Source organism: Erysipelothrix sp. P66 (assembly GCF_038682365.1).
Classification (GTDB): Bacteria; Bacillota_I; Bacilli_A; order Erysipelotrichales; family Erysipelotrichaceae; genus Erysipelothrix; species Erysipelothrix piscisicarius.
Genome location: NZ_CP152290.1, coordinates 1,062,764 through 1,079,324 on the forward strand (window position 1 = coordinate 1,062,764; position 16,561 = coordinate 1,079,324).

At 37.2% G+C, this 16,561-nt stretch carries 14 protein-coding genes and 1 other annotated feature; all 14 genes read right to left on the reverse strand.

What is annotated here, in order from left to right; genetic code table 11:
* Positions 1-4: 4 nt before the first annotated feature.
* Positions 5-958: an ABC transporter permease gene (locus tag AAG186_RS05175; protein ID WP_125164394.1), complete on the reverse strand. Its 954-nt coding sequence runs from the start codon at positions 956-958 to the stop codon at positions 5-7.
* Positions 958-2,064, reverse strand: a complete 1,107-nt coding sequence (locus AAG186_RS05180; protein WP_342621346.1) for an ABC transporter permease — start codon at positions 2,062-2,064, stop codon at positions 958-960. Before AAG186_RS05180 ends, AAG186_RS05175 begins: the two co-directional genes overlap by 1 nt.
* On the reverse strand, positions 2,051-3,586 hold the full coding sequence (locus AAG186_RS05185) for an ABC transporter ATP-binding protein (protein ID WP_200542826.1): 1,536 nt from the start codon (positions 3,584-3,586) through the stop codon (positions 2,051-2,053). Before AAG186_RS05185 ends, AAG186_RS05180 begins: the two co-directional genes overlap by 14 nt.
* Positions 3,587-3,923: 337 nt before the next feature.
* The gene (locus AAG186_RS05190) at positions 3,924-5,015 is read right to left on the reverse strand and encodes a BMP family ABC transporter substrate-binding protein (RefSeq protein ID WP_342621347.1); all 1,092 of its coding nucleotides are present in this window, start codon (positions 5,013-5,015) and stop codon (positions 3,924-3,926) included.
* Between the two features lie 105 nt (positions 5,016-5,120).
* Positions 5,121-6,221, reverse strand: coding sequence for a BMP family ABC transporter substrate-binding protein (locus AAG186_RS05195; protein WP_125164391.1), 1,101 nt, complete (start codon positions 6,219-6,221; stop codon positions 5,121-5,123).
* 210 nt (positions 6,222-6,431) lie between these two features.
* A complete protein-coding gene (gene thrS, locus AAG186_RS05200) occupies positions 6,432-8,186 on the reverse strand; it encodes a threonine--tRNA ligase (RefSeq protein ID WP_342621348.1) in 1,755 nt (584 codons plus the stop codon).
* Positions 8,187-8,225: 39 nt separating this feature from the next.
* Positions 8,226-8,423, reverse strand: a binding site (T-box leader).
* 33 nt (positions 8,424-8,456) lie between these two features.
* Positions 8,457-9,686: an aminopeptidase gene (locus AAG186_RS05205; RefSeq protein WP_161637526.1), complete on the reverse strand. Its 1,230-nt coding sequence runs from the start codon at positions 9,684-9,686 to the stop codon at positions 8,457-8,459.
* On the reverse strand, positions 9,686-10,600 hold the full coding sequence (locus tag AAG186_RS05210) for an ROK family protein (protein ID WP_125164389.1): 915 nt from the start codon (positions 10,598-10,600) through the stop codon (positions 9,686-9,688). Before AAG186_RS05210 ends, AAG186_RS05205 begins: the two co-directional genes overlap by 1 nt.
* 10 nt (positions 10,601-10,610) lie before the next feature.
* Positions 10,611-12,038, reverse strand: a complete 1,428-nt coding sequence (gene pyk, locus AAG186_RS05215) for a pyruvate kinase (protein ID WP_161637525.1) — start codon at positions 12,036-12,038, stop codon at positions 10,611-10,613.
* 13 nt (positions 12,039-12,051) lie between these two features.
* Positions 12,052-13,011, reverse strand: coding sequence for a 6-phosphofructokinase (pfkA, locus tag AAG186_RS05220; protein WP_123171370.1), 960 nt, complete (start codon positions 13,009-13,011; stop codon positions 12,052-12,054).
* Between the two features lie 63 nt (positions 13,012-13,074).
* Entirely contained in the window at positions 13,075-13,995 is a 921-nt protein-coding gene (locus AAG186_RS05225; RefSeq protein WP_161637524.1) for an ATP-binding protein, read from the reverse strand.
* Positions 13,996-15,156, reverse strand: coding sequence for a DnaD domain protein (locus AAG186_RS05230; RefSeq protein ID WP_161637523.1), 1,161 nt, complete (start codon positions 15,154-15,156; stop codon positions 13,996-13,998).
* Positions 15,137-15,742 (reverse strand): dephospho-CoA kinase, encoded by a 606-nt coding sequence (gene coaE, locus AAG186_RS05235; protein WP_161637522.1) that lies wholly within the window; start codon positions 15,740-15,742, stop codon positions 15,137-15,139. The genes AAG186_RS05230 and coaE overlap by 20 nt, the downstream gene beginning before the upstream one ends.
* Positions 15,739-16,560: a bifunctional DNA-formamidopyrimidine glycosylase/DNA-(apurinic or apyrimidinic site) lyase gene (gene mutM, locus AAG186_RS05240; RefSeq protein WP_342621349.1), complete on the reverse strand. Its 822-nt coding sequence runs from the start codon at positions 16,558-16,560 to the stop codon at positions 15,739-15,741. The genes coaE and mutM overlap by 4 nt, the downstream gene beginning before the upstream one ends.
* Between the last annotated feature and the right edge of the window lies 1 nt (position 16,561).

The following is a 16,561-nucleotide window of genomic DNA, read 5'->3' on the forward strand; positions in this document are numbered from 1 at the left end:
TAATTTAACGTTTCCCTGCATCATAAGGTTGACCCGCAGCTTTAGGTGCGGCAGATTTCTTAGATGTGAATACAAGTACGACTAAAGTCGCAATATATGGCAACATTTTAAATACTTGATCAGGAATTCCAAGACCATTCAAGAACGGTATTCCCGAATAAACATTTGAAAGCGTTAGCGCAAGTGCGAAAAATAGCGATGAGAAGAAGATCGTCTTCGGTCTCCATTGTCCGAAAATAAGAATTGCTAATGCAAGGAACCCATATCCATTGGCTGTTCCCGTAAATGAAGTACTGATTGGAACTGTGATAATAAGTCCACCAAGACCAGCCAATGCTCCAGAAATAAGAACACCCGCCCAGCGAATTCGTTTTACATTTCCACCTGCAGCATCAAGTGCATGAGGATTTTCTCCAGCAGATCGTAAACGTAATCCAAAGCGTGTTTTATAGATAACAAAAGTTGCGATAAAAAGTATTGCAATACCAATATAGGTAGAAATATACGCGTTTGTAAAAAACAGTTTTCCAACGATTGGGATTTCTGATAAGAATGGTACTTTTCGAATGAGGAACTCATTTCTAAAAGGAATTTCTTTTACAGAATATAAAAGTCGCGCAATATATACCGTGAATGCCGGAGCAAACATATTAATCGCAGTCCCACTAATGGTTTGGTCTGCATTCATATTAATTGCCGCGAAGGCATGAACTGCTCCCATCGCAAGTCCTGCAAGGATGGATGCTAACATTGCAACAATATACAGCAATTGACCTGACATATGATTTTGAAGGAAAAAGAGAGTGATAACTCCAAAGAAGGTACCAAAAACCATAATCCCTTCTAAAGCGATATTGACAATTCCACCACGTTCAGAGAAAAGTCCTCCAAGTGAAACAACCAATAATGGAATCGCAACATACAACATCTGTTGAACAATAAATGCGAGTGTGTTCATCAGTTATCACCTCCGGAATTTTTAGTCACTTTCGCAATAAATCCCTTAAGAAGTATTGTTAGTGCGCTCACATAAATAATTGTTGCGGTGATAACAGAAATAATTTCAGGTTCAAGACCGAATAATTGAAGATTATTACCACCATACGTAATATGTGCGATGAATAGACCCGAAAGAATAATACCAATCGGATTGCTTTGTGCAAGTAATGCGACGGAAATACCATCAAAACCTTCTGTTAAAAGAACATTGAGGACATCCATGTATTTTCCAACATTTGCAAGATACATTACTGCACCTCCAAGGCCAGCAAGCGCTCCAGCAATTGTCATCGAGAGAATAATTGATTTTTTTTCATTAATTCCTGCATAACGACTTGCATGGCGATTATACCCTACTGCCTTGAGTTCAAATCCGAATTTCGTTTTTTCTAAAACAATGTAGATTAGAATTGCCATAACAATCGCAATAACAATACCAATATTTACTGATGATCTTGGAAAAATTTTATTCAAACCAAGTACCGGTAAATATGCATTGACAGGCGGTAAGGTTCTTGAATGAACGGAATCAAATGCCGTATTAGTAATTAGATAATTTACTGCATACATTCCTATATAGTTCAGCATAATCGAAGCAATAACTTCATTCACATTTCGATAAGCCTTTAAAACACCAACAATCGCACCCCATAGCGCTCCTGCAAGTGCTCCACCAATTAATCCGACAATCCAACCAGTTCCAGCAGGCATCCATGTCCAGTTCACACCAATATATACGGCAGTAAAGGCACCAACCGTGAATTGTCCGGAGGCTCCGATATTAAAGAGACCCGTTTTAAATGCAAATCCGACGGATAATCCCGTTAGAATAATCGGCGCAGCACGGAATAGAACGTTACCCATACCGCGTAAATTATGATGGAAACCACCTTTAAGAATAATCCAAAATGCACTGAGTGAATATTGTGGCGTTGTCAAAAGGATCACTAAAAATCCAACAAACAAACCAATGATGATTGCAAGAAAAGATGCAATTACTGCATGATTGCCTTCATTTGCGAAAAAATCTTTAATTTTTTTTCCAATTAAACTAGTTTTTTCCATTTAGAGTACCCCGCTTTGCTCCAGCCATATATAAGCCCAGTTCTTGTTGCGTAATATCTTCCGGCTTAAATTCACCTACAAACTCTCCGTTATACATTACGAGGATCCGGTCACTAATGTTCATAATTTCAGATAACTCATAAGATACTAAAAGCACTGACTTTCCAGCATCACGTTGAGCCACAAGCTGATTATGAATATATTCAATTGCTCCTACATCCAAACCTCGCGTTGGTTGAACTGCCATCAGAACCTCAGAACCCATATCAATTTCACGGGCAAGAATTGCTTTCTGTTGATTTCCACCCGACATACTGCGCACAACAGAACTTGGTCCTTTTGAGCTACGAATATCAAATTTCTCAATCATTTTACGAGCGTATGTTTCAATTTTATCAAATCGGAGCATCCCGTTTTTTTGGAATCGATCTGTAAAATATTGTTTTAAGACGAGATTATAATCTAATTTATAATCAAGGACTAAGCCATCTTTGTGACGGTCCTCAGGGATATGCGAGATACCATGTGTATTTCGGTATCGTATCGATTTATCTTCAATACTTTCCCCTTTGAGCACAATCTCTCCTTGAGTTATGGGTAGCATCCCTGCAATTGCATAAACCAACTCATGTTGCCCATTCCCTTCAATCCCTGCAATACTTACAATTTCACCCTCATGCAATGCAAAAGAAGCTGCTTTTACAGCATCATGATTTCCATGGGATGAAGCTACATTAATATTTGTAACTTCTAAAACAACTTCACCACGTTCTTGTGGTTTCATATCAATATTTAAATCTATTTTTCGACCAACCATCATTTCGGACATTTCATCGACGGTCACATCTTTAACATTAACAGTCCCAATAAATTTTCCTTTACGTAAAACTGACACACGATCGGCAACTTCTTTAATCTCATTTAATTTATGCGTAATAAAAATAATTGATTTGCCTTCCGATCGAAGTTGTTTCATAATTGCCATTAACTCTTGAATCTCTTGAGGTGTCAAAACAGCCGTTGGTTCATCGAAAATCATGACATCACTCTCACGGTAAAGTAATTTTAAAATTTCAACACGTTGTTGCATTCCAACAGATATATCAGATATTTTCGCATCCGGATCAACATTTAAATTGTATCGATTACTTAACTCAATGATGTCTTTTCGAGCTTCCGCAAGACGGACCATGCCGCGCTCAACGGTTTCAACGCCTAAAATAATATTTTCTGTAACCGTAAAGTTATCTACTAATTTAAAATGCTGATGTACCATTCCAATTTTATGGTAGGTAGCCTCATGAGGGTTATTGATTTGGGTTACTTTGTCACGAATGACAATCTCCCCTGAATCTGGTTGATACATTCCAAACAACACAGACATCAACGTTGACTTACCAGCGCCATTCTCACCCAGTAGCGCTAGAATTTCCCCTTCACGAAGTGAAATTGTGACGTCATCATTGGCTCTAATGCCTGGAAACGTCTTGGTGATATGATTCATTTCAACAATATTTTTCATATTCCCTTACACTCCTTAAACATATCATACACAAAAAAAGACCTATAAAACAGTAAAATTTAAATAATAAAAATATCAAGCAGACTTGATATTTGATTGTCGATTTTTCATAAGCATCATCCCCATATTATTTTTTTACTTTAAACCATCATATTTTACTCAATTGAAGCGCATAGATTGTATCATTTGTGTGGTAATTAACCCTTTGTGATGGGTTCTAACTTCAATGATCCCCTTGGTAGAATATGATTGATGTTCACCTAAATTTTAGCATTTTCAACACAGTTTAGCAAGCGCTTTCAATAATGGGATACATACGAATCGCTGAGCTTCATGCTCAGCGATAGTATTCGATTTGTAAATTTGAAAATTGACTTTTATCTGAAAAAATAGCCCCGCTTTCATCATGTTCCGCTTGGATAATCAGTTCTTTGGACTCGATCAATTGCATCGTATTTTCAAAAAGTGTATCAACCTGGTTTTTATTGATTTCTTTCAATCGATCTTCTTTATAAGCGAGACCAACACCATCATGCAAGAGATCTACGATTAAACGTTTTCCACCCGGAAATTCTTGTTTATAGTTTGCCTCGAGAAGATTTTTAACCGTTTTTCGAATCCCTTTTGTTGCAGAAAACGCAACCTTATCGCTCATATATGACTGGTCCACATCAACCCCAATAAATCGCTTGTCAGCATCTTCTGCTGCCTTAATAATTGATTGTCCTGCACCACCTGCAGAGGCAAAAATAATTTCTGTTCCCTCATTATACCAACTCGATCCTAACATTTGTATCTCCGTGGATGGTTCAAATGTTCCTGAATACTTATACTTTAAATGAATAACTTTATCCTTACTTTTCGCACCATCTTGTAAACCTTTCACAAATCCCATTCCATAGCGTTCTACAGCTGGAATTTTTGCGCCGCCAACAAACCCTACGTTAGTATATCCTTCAAGTGCGGTGACAAAGCCTGCAAGATATGCTGCTTGTTCTTCTCTAAAAAGTACGGGAACAAGATTGTCGCGAATCACAACCTCACCGGCCTCATTGGCCTTTGGAAGTGCATCGATCAATATGAACTTGACATTAGGGAAGTCATCTTGAATTTTTGCTGCAGTCGATTCAAAATAGAATCCTGGTAATACAACAACTTTTGCGCCCCCTTCTTCAATCGCTTTTTGAATTTCATTATAGAATGCAATATCATCTTTATTCTCAGGACGGTAATACTTATACGAGACATTGTGATCCTTACAAAAATCGATAATCCCTTCCCACGACTCTTGATTAAATGAGTGGTCATCAATCGTTCCGATATCTGTAATCAGTGCGACTTCAGATTTTGTTTGCTCCTGCGATGATTGTGTCGAACATCCACCAAGCAGCACAAAACTTAAAAGCATCATAAACCATTTAGATTTCATAATCATCCCTCCTGCACTTTTACTTTATCAAGTGAAGGACGTTGATTCAAACACTTCTTTTTCCACTTATGCAAAAGAAAACGGCTAATTAGCCGTTTTACATTACTATTTAATAAATGTGATGTTGATATTTTTCAAGATTGGATCACTGATAACATCTGTAAAGTCATCAGCATGTTGTTTTTTAATCGTTGAAGTAACACCATCTTTATCCGCTTTCATATCAGCGATAACTTTTTCTAAATCTTCTTGTTTAAAGGTTTTGAAACGGTCGAAATTCTTAGGTAATCCGACACCGTCGTCATTGATATTGTAAGCATGTTGCGTACCACCTGGGAATTTGCCATCATAGTGTGCTTTTAATCCTTCATAAACAGCAAGTTGGAGTTCTTTTAAAGCAGAAGTGATGATTGTTTCACTTTCGCCTGATTGGTCAACGTCAACACCAATAACCTTAGCTTCTTTATCCTCTGCAGCTTTAAATACTGAAGGACCAGCACCACCAGCAGAAACAAAGATTACTTCAGTTCCCCCTGCATACCAACCTGAAGCTAACATCTGAACTTCTTGAGATGCTTCAAATGTTCCTGAATACTTGTACATCATATCAACAGTAATACCTAATTCTTCAGCTGCATGATTCGCTCCGTAAACATAACCTAAACCGAATTTTTCAACAGCTGGAACTTTCATACCACCAATATAACCTAGTTTTGTATAGCCATCTTTGACTGCAGCGTATCCTGCTAAGAATCCAGCTTGTTGTTCTTCCCAAACAACAGAATACATATTAGGACCAATTACAGGCTCTGACTGTGGTGTTTCCGAAGGAGCACCATCTACAAAAATAAAGTTAACATCTGGGAATTCCTTTTGTGCTCTAAAAGCTGCGTTCGCGAATAAAAATCCTGGCATAACGACAACCTTAGCGCCCCCTTCAGTAATCGCTTTTTCGATTTCGTTAAAGTATGCCTCGTCATCTTTTGCAACGGGACGATAGTATGTATATGTGACTTTATTTTCGTCCCCATACTGTTTAACGCCTTCATATGAACCTTGGTTAAATGAGCGGTCATCAATTGTACCAACGTCAGTAATCAAAGCGATTTCTGCGCCTTTACCATCTTGTGCTTTTTCGCCACCTGAACAAGCGGTTAGAGAAAGAGCTAACAAGACAACTAAAACACTAGAAAATAGTTTTTTCATCTGTTTCCTCCATACAAGTTTCCTTGTATCTATATCGTATCGAATTTTATATTGATAATCAATAGAAATGTCACAAATAAATGTAACCGGTATCATATATGTAGGGATAAGTGCCCCTCAACTTCACTTTGAGGACTGACATATCGAAAAAGAGCGTAAATACAATGGTGTATTTACGCTCGATTTATGATCGATTTAATGCCTTAAAAACTAGTCTTTCTCAATTTTATGAATATAACGGGATTTAATTTCTGCTTCCACTAATTGCATAAATGCATCAAGTTCAAATGGGTTTTGTGTACGCTCACCATAACGGCGAACATTGACACTACGATCTTCGATTTCTTTATCTCCAATGATTAATTGAAGTGGAATTTTATTCTTTTGCGCTTCACGTAAGCGATAGCCTAATTTTTCATTACGTCCATCGACATGTGCACGAATTCCTTTATTTAAAAGAAGATCGCAAACTTCATTGGCATAGTCCATATGGAACTCTGTATTAACAGGAATAATTTCGATCTGTTTTGGAGCCATCCATAATGGGAATCCCCCTGCAAAGTGTTCAATAAGAATACCGATAAAGCGTTCAATTGAACCGAAAATTGCACGATGAAGCATAATAGGTCGTTTTTTCTTACCATCTTCTGCGACATATGTAAGATCAAAACGTTCAGGAAGATTCATATCTAATTGAACCGTACCGCATTGCCATACACGATTCAATGAATCTCGCACTTTAAAGTCGAGTTTCGGACCGTAGAACGCACCATCTCCCTCATTAATTTTAAAGTCGACACCAGCAGCCATACAAGCCTCTTTGAGGGCTTGTTCAGATCGGTCCCAAACCGCAATGTCACCAATATACTTGTCCTCAGGACGTGTCGATAATTCGATTGAGTATGAAAGACCAAATGTAGAATAAATCTCGTCAATAAAATCTAATATTTCTACGATTTCATCTTGTAATTGATCTTCTCTCATAAATAGATGGGCATCATCTTGTGTAAAGGAACGCACACGGAATAAACCATTTAGCGCACCACTGGCTTCATGACGATGCACATGACCCATTTCAGCAAGACGAATCGGTAAATCGCGGTATGAATGTAAGCCGTTTTTATAGACAAGCATTCCACCTGGGCAATTCATCGGCTTGATTGCGAATTCGCGATCATCGATTGTTGAGGTATACATGTTTTCACGGTAGTTTTCCCAGTGTCCTGAAACTTCCCATAACTCTTTATTCAGCATTGTTGGTGTTTGTGTAAACACATAACCACGTTTAATATGCGCGTTATAGTAGTATTCATCTAAAGCATGACGTAATGTCATACCATTTGGTAACCAAAATGGGAATCCTGGCCCAAATTCACTCATCATAAAGAGTTCAAGTTCTTTACCAAGTTTTTTGTGGTCGCGTGCTTTCGCAGCTTCTAACCATTCAAGGTATTGATTAAGGTCTTCTTCAGTTTCAAATGTAATTCCATATACACGTTGAAGCATTTTATTCTTGGAATCCCCTTTCCAATACGCTCCAGAAACTTTTAATAATTTGAAATATTTCATTTTCTTTGTCGTCTCAACATGGGGACCACGACATAAATCGATGAATTCAGCTTGACGATATGCAGTTATTGTTGCATCATCTTCAAGATTGTTAATAATATCGATTTTATACGAATCATCTTTAAAGATTTCTAACGCTTCTTGTTTTGTTAACACTTCTCGTGTAATGCGCTTGTCTTCTTTAGCAATTTTTCGCATCATTGATTCAATTTTAGGTAGATCCTCTTCTGTAAGTACTTGATCTCCTAAATCCATGTCATAATAAAAACCATCTTCAATTACAGGTCCTACCCAGAACTTTGCTTCAGGATAAAGACGTTTCACAGCATGAGCAAGTAAGTGTGCTGATGAGTGATTCAAGATATTAAGACGTTCATCTTCTCTAATATTTACCATAATAACCTCCTCTATAAAAAAGAAAAACGTAAATCCATCCAAAAGGACGAATTTACGCGGTACCACCTTTAATTCACAATTTAAATTGTGCACTTAAACTGTTAACGCCAGAATACGGGATTTTTTCTAAAATCCAACTCTGAGGTGGTAAATACGCATATTCTACGAGAAGTTTTCACCAACCACTTCACTCTCTAGTTCAAAACAACGTATTTTTGTCCTCTTCACTGTTTATATATTATTTATACATCAATAGTAAAGAAATATCAACTAAATTACAAAATTACCTTCATTAAACACAATAATTGATTCGCCGTCGTGTGTTGTTCCGACAACACTCATATCTTCACTACCAAACATAAAGTCTTCATGATTTAATGAGTCGTTAGCATTATGTGCAAGTAATTCCTCGTCGGTCATTTCTGTTCCACCTTTGATATTCATTGGATAGGCACGTCCTAAAGCCATATGGCAAGATGCGTTTTCATCAAAGAGTGTATTATAGAATAGGATATTTAAATCCGAAATTGGTGATTTGTGAGAAATCAATGCGATTTCACCAATGTGTCGACTTCCTTCATCCGTGTTTAAAAGCTGTTCAAGTGTTTCACGTTCTTGTTTCGCATCAAACTCAACAACTTTTCCATCAACAAACTTCAACCAAAATTCATCAATAAGTTTACCATTGTAATTTAAAGGTTTTGTACTATAGACAATACCATTCACATTAAGGCGATCTGGCATCGTAAATGATTCCTCTGTTGGCATATTTGGATTAAAAGTATAACCGCGTTCAGAGACTTCTTCGCCGCCAGCCCAAACATGATTATCCACGAGACCTACGACAATATCTGTTCCCTTGCCATTTTTAAAGTGCAAGGATTTGAAGTTGTAATCATTTAGAATTTTGTTTTGATGTGATAGTTTTTCATTATGTTTTTCCCATGCTAACACAGGATCATCATTTTCATTAATACGAACAGCATAGAGAATTGCTTCCAACAATTTATCATAAGCTTCATCAATTTCTAAATTTGGGAACACAACATGTGCCCATTCTTTTGTTGGAAGTGAAACAAGTGACCATTGTCCTCGATTTGCCATTGTATATTCACGCATACGTTTTAGAGCTTGTCCTTGTGCCTTTGCTTGTGCAGCAAGTTTATCGCCATCAACATCAGCCATAAGACCTGGTGATGGTGCATAAATGGATAAACGACATAAATCTTCTTCCAAATAACTGTCATATTCATCAATAAGCCATTGAGGAATATCTGTTAAAGTATCCATATCTTGGTTTTGTACATGCATTTTAGCAATGTGGTCATCACCAAATTTAACAACAACCTTTTTTGCCCCTGCTGCATAGGCTTCATCAACAATTAAACGTGCAAATTCATAATGTTCAGCTTTAACATTTACTAAAACTGTTTGTCCTTCTTGAACATTAACACCTGAACGCACCGCTAATTTAGCATATTTTTTTAATAAATCATTCATTATCTGTGACCTTCTTTCGAGTAACACAACATCGCAGCACCAATTACACCGGGTTCATCCAATTCAGCCTCTACAAATTGAGTATCTCTCATTTGTTCGTGAACTAAATCCTGATAATAACCAATCATGCGATCCCAATATAAGTTTTTGGACTTCGTAACACCACCACCAATTACAAAAATATGTGGATTACATACATGTGCAATTGAAGAGAGCATCATTGCGAAATCATATGACATCTCATCAATAAGTTGAATCGCTTTTTCATTTCCTTGTTCCATGAGCGTAAAGATTTCTTCAGCAGACTGAATCTTTGGATCAATCAATTCTTGAGCTTTGCGAACTAATGCTGAACCGCTCGCTTCATTTTCAACTGCACCTGCATTAAGTGTGTTGATGTCCGAACGACGAACGCGTTCACGGTCAATTACGATATTTCCTACTTCTCCTGCATAACCCTTATGACCTGAAAGGACTTGTCCATTAAATACAAGTGCCCCTCCAATACCAGTGGAATGCGTTAAATAATAGACTACATTATTGCCTTTACCTGCACCAACAAGTGCTTCCGCAAGACCTGCTACATTTGCATCATTATCCATATAGATTGGTAAATCTATATGTTTTTTGAGATAGTCGATTACCGGATATTCCGTAAACCCTTTCATGTTTGTAGATAAGGTTACGCACCCGAGTTCTGTGTTAACTGGACCGGGTAAACCCAGTCCAATGCCAACACATTCATCAAATTGTTTTAGATTTTTTATCATCGAGATGATGTTATCTAAAACAACTTCCGGTCCCTCAAGTGCGTATGATTCGCTTTTAACTTGCTCATGAATCTTTCCATCTTCATCAATAACAGCTACACGTACATTCGTACCGCCTAAATCAACTCCGATATATTTATTCATAACAATCTCCTTATTTAATTTCAATAATTTTCATTGTATTTGTATTACCGGTACCTGTTGGGTATCCAGCTGCAATAATAACTTTTTTACCTGGTTCAATACCAAAGTTTTTCGCAATTGTATTTGCGATTTCATCATCATTTGTCATTTCGTTTCGAATATCGGAAACCACAGGTTTTACACCCCAAACGATTTCTAGACGATTTTGAACTTCTTTTGTGAAAGTAACAGCGATTACCGGAACATTTGGACGGTATTTTGAAATACGTTTTGCTGTTGAACCACTTTGAGTAAATGCAATAACTGCGGCTACATCATCAAGGTTTAAGGCTGTTTCAGCAATAGAAATTCCGATTGAATCTTGAATTGTACGTTTTGATGATTCAATTGAATGACGCAAACGATCGCGGTAAGGAATAATTTCTTCCATAGCAATTGCAATTTCAGCCATTGTACGAACAGCTTCTACTGGATAGGCACCAACAGCTGATTCCCCTGAAAGCATAATTGCATCAGTACCATCTAAGATTGCATTCGCAACATCACTTGCTTCAGCACGAGTAGGACGTGGGTTTTGTTGCATTGATTCAAGCATATGTGTAGCTGTTACAACTGGTTTACCCATTCTATTTGCTGTCTTAATGATTTGTTTTTGGTAAATAGGAACTAAATGTGTACTTACTTCAACACCTAAGTCACCACGAGCAACCATCACGCCATCTGCAACTTCAAGAATACTTTCAATATTATCGAATCCTTCTTGGTTTTCAATCTTAACGATGATTTGGATGTCTGGTTTTCCAGCTGCTTCAATCACTTCACGAATATCTAAAACATCTTGTGCACGTCTTACAAAAGATGCTGCAATATAATCAATTCCATTTACTGCCCCAAATGTGATATCTGCACGATCTTTTTCTGAAAGGAATGGCATACTTAACACAACATTCGGTACGTTAACACCTTTACGTGTTTTGATTAGACCTGGATTATCGACACGACAAACGAGATCTCCATCTTTTTTATCAATAACGGTTAGTTTCATTTTACCATCATCAATAAGTAAGTAGTCATCTACTTTAACGTCTTCGTAAACTTCTGGTACTAATAAAGTAAAACGCTCATTATTTCCTACGTAATCTGCATCAAACCCTACACGAACGATATCACCTTCTGCAAATTCAAGTGCGCCATTTTCCATATCGCCACAACGAATTTCAGGTCCTTTTGTATCTAAAAGAATTCCCAAGTTAATACCAATTCGATCACTCACCTCACGAACAACTTTCATACGACGTAAATGATTTTCTTGAACATCATGTGAGAAGTTAAAACGAACGATATTCATTCCTTCATTTGCGAGTTTTTCGATCATCTCTGGTGATTCGGAAGCGGGTCCGATAGTACAAATAATCTTAGTTTTTTTCATTTCATGCATATTGTTTATCCTCCTATACCAATCTGTCATGTAATTCAAACAGCGCTCTACTTGATTTTTTAGGCATTTTCAATGCTTCATCAATATCAATTGCTACTATTTCTTCGTTTAAGATGCTGACGCATTTACCGCCATCACCTGCGATAAGCAGTCTTACTGCTTTATCACCGAATTGTGTTGCTAAAATACGGTCACGTGCCGTCGGTGATCCACCACGTTGAATATGACCTAAAACAGTTGAACGGCCAGAAAAACCAGTATGTCTTGAAATCTTTTGCGCTAGAAGCTCTACATCCGTTATTTTTTCGCTAATAATAACAATAGCATGACGTTTTTTCTTCACTTCTTCAATTCTGCTTAAGCGTTCTAATACTTCTGATTCATCATATCCTGTTTCTTTTGTAATAATTACTTCAGCACCTGTTGTTAATCCAGCATAGAGGGCTAAATCACCACATCGATTTCCCATAACCTCTACAACTGAACAACGATGGTGTGAACTCGAAGTATCACGGAGTTTATCAACATTAAGAATAACTGTGTTTAATGCTGTATCAAAACCAATCGTGTAATCAGTAGATGCAATATCATTGTCAATGGTACCTGGAATTCCAATACAGTTAATCCCCATCTCTGTAAGTGCCATCGCACCACGGTAACTACCATCACCGCCTATGACAACCAAACCTTCAATACCGTGTTTCTCTAAGTTCGCTACAGCTTTTTCACGAACTTCAAGAAGCTTAAAGTCCTCAAGACGTGCACTCCCTAAAATTGTTCCACCTTGAATAATAATGTCACTAACATCACCACGACTTAGTTTACGAATATTATCGTTAACTAGGCCCTCGTATCCGTCAAAAACACCAAATACTTCAAGTCCTGCTGAAATACCAGAACGGACAACGGCACGAATCGCTGCATTCATGCCCGGAGCATCACCACCTGAAGTTAATATGCCAATCTTCTTCATAATTCACCTCTCTTGTAATCATACCACTATTTTATTGCTATTTCTCTACAAAATGTTGAGAAATTACTTGTTTCGTCGATTTTGACCCACCATTTCATATGGGATTGTTAAAGCATGGATACGATCTACCAATCTTTTAGCTCGAATCTCATCAGAAGTTCCCTTATTATCAAGTTTATACAAGTCTACAAGCATATCCGGACTGTAATTACTTGTTATAATGGTCTTCTTCTTATTCTCAAGGCGTTCATTGAGTATTGATAATAAAATTTCATCACGACTCCATGACGTTATCGGTTCTGCTCCTAAATCATCTAAAACGAGCAAAGGTACTTTTCTAAGTTTCCTCAACGTATATTCCATCTCTGACGGATGTGTAAATAATTGCTTTAAATGACTCATGAGTTTTGGAACATGAATAAACGCCACATTACGTCCACTCTTGGCAAAATCATTGGAAACACATGCACTTAAGTAACTCTTTCCAATTCCTAAATTACCATAGAGATAATATCCCGGCTTATCATTTTCAACAAAATTAATCATATCTTCAAGTACATTTAAATAATTTGGATTCTCATGTTCAATGGAAATTTTCGAAAAAAGTGCATTATGTAAACTCAATGGCAAATCAAAAATGACATATTGATTAAGATATGCATTTTCTTCAGCAATTTCACGAACAATTGGAAGTTCATAAATCTGTTCCGACAAAATACCTGTTGATTGATCATAAATTAGGTCTACATATTGACCTAAACTCGGATCATTTTCAAGTTCTTGAGGCGTATACGATTCTGCTTTCCGTTTATTTAATACCCAATTTTTAAATTGAAATGCATTTGCTTCAATGATAGCGTCAGGGCATTCGAAACGTTCCATGAAATCAATTATTTCTGGCAATGTACGTAAACGCTCAAACGTCTCCAAACGTTTTTGAACTTGTTCATCAGTTAACTCGAATTTTAGATTGCGCATACTCATCTAGATTTCTCCTTTACTTAACATCCCTTTTAATCGCGATTTCAGGGCATCAACATCTTTATCAATGGTAGTATCAGTCGAATATGTCGGACTCACCACTTCTACTTTGGGTTTCGCAATGCGTTTATTGCTTGTGTGACTTGGCGTTTCTTTTTCTTTGAGGGCATCCTCGAGCGTCTTCACACCACGACGTTTCCATGATGATGCAACCTTTTCAACAAACCCTCGATTTAAATTCTTATCATTTGTTTCTAATATGTACTCTATGAGGACATTTATAACTTTATTATCAAAGCCAAAATTATGCTCCAAAGATTTTAAGAGCTTACGATCGGCATCGATAATATAAGTATCTTCTTGTTTGTAAGCGAGGAAACTAATCGGATCAAGTTCATATGGATCTGAAACACTCGCAACACTTTGTGTTCCATGATTTTTTTCAATAAGATGTTGGAACCTTTTTGAATCAAATGTCCCTGTTTCAAAATTTGTAGATGCCATTAATACCGATTTCATATCTAAATAACTTAAGTTATAAAACGATCCAAAAACACCTACTTTTTCTCGGACATCATCCGTTCGAAATGCTTGGGGATACATCGCATTACTAATAGACTTAAAGAACCCTTCAACGTCAAATTTGTGCTTACGGCTCAGGTCCGCTCCTTCAGTTCGCTTCGATGTATAGGATTCCTCAAGTGATTCATCCCAAGACGATAGCCGTGTTAAATCGAAACTCGCCGATATTTCATTATCCACCTCGACACAAACGTCTTTACGATAGCGTGTGCAAACTTCGATGAATGACTCGCTCCCTCTCACAATCGCGTAGAGTCTTCCAAAAGTAGGATGTTGGAGAAAATCATGTGGATTCATTGGCGGTACAAGGACAAGCGTTAAAACGCCTGTATCAAAGGTTCGCACAAGTGCAAACCGTTCCAGTTCTTTTCGATAATCGTTTATTTCTGAAATTCCAAGTTGTAGCATATGCGTTAAGGTCTGAATCGGTACTTCGCATTCATATTGCCCAAACTCATAAAGGGTTAGATAAAGACTTAATGCAGGATAAGAAAACAGTGGCTGATATAAAAGTACCAACGCTTCCATCTGATCCGGCGCGATTTTAAAATCTACATTTGTTTTATAAACGACTTCTTGCATCTTTTAAACCCTCCATTTTAATTCTTTGTATCAATATCTCAGTGTCGTAATTTAATTCGGAAAGTGTACCATTATTATATAAAATATAATCTGATTTTTCTTCCTTGATTATTTCCGAATACTGTCGATTCATTCTAAGGTTGATATCTTCCATTTTCATGCCTCGAGCCAACAGTCTTTGAATTCGTGTATTATAATCTGCACTCACCATGATGATGCTGTCAAACAAGTCTTCCATATTTGCCTCAAAAAGAAGTGGGACTTCAAAGAAAATTATTGATTTTTCATTATCGATAATCTCCTCAATAAATACTCTGACTTCCGAAAAAACGTTTCGTTCGAGTTCCGCCAGCATTTCCGGATTTTTGAATAGAATGGTAGACATTTTCTGACGATTCACGGTTCCATCTGATTCTAAAATTTGCGAACCAAGTAGCGCGATAATATAATCATATAAAATACCATTGGGTTCGTAAAATGAATGCGTCAAACGATCCATATCATAAACGTGATAGCCGGAGTCTCTTATATATTGACTTACACTCGATTTACCTGCCCCAATTGTTCCTGTTATTCCAATTTTCATCGTCTCACCTTCTGACATTTTCTGCAAAAAACAGTTGATCGTCCTGATACTACAATGCGCTCCAAGGTCTTCCCACATCGTGAACACGGTTCCCCCGCTTTCCCATAGGCATTCAAATTAACTTGGAAACGACCAGTAACATTAAGCGAGGACGTGTAAGAACGAATAGTTGTTCCACCCGCCTTGATTGCGTTCATCAAAATAACTTGTGCCGTCTCAACAATCATATCACACTGTTTTTTTGATATTTTTGATCCGGTGGTAAGTGGATGAATTTGTGCTTCAAAAAGTATCTCATCTGCATAGATATTGCCAATTCCCGCAATAATACTTTGGTCTAGTAAGATCGTTTTCATAACACGATTGGATTGATGAATTTTCTGATATAGATAGTCACCACTTAAATTAGGGTCAAATGGTTCAAATCCTAAATTTTTGGTTTCTAAATATCGAATTGGATCCGATACGACAGCCATTCGCGAAAATTTCCGCGTGTCCAGATAGTGAATCGTTCCTCCATCAAAATTAATAACGCAATGAGTATGTTTAGATGGCACTTTTACCTCGTCGTATAGGTGAAATTTGCCTTCCATTCTCAAATGCAGAATCCAATGTAAACCATTCGACATCTCAAACCACAAATATTTTCCTCGACGATGGAAATCCTTAAAATATGTTCCTTCTAATGCCTCCAGTGGATACTCTGATTGCGTTTCAAGTAGCTTTGGATAAATAAAATTAATTGAAATTATACGTTTTCCTTTCAGTGACTTCTCTAGGGTCCGTACAATCGTCTCAACTTCTGGTAACTCAGGCATT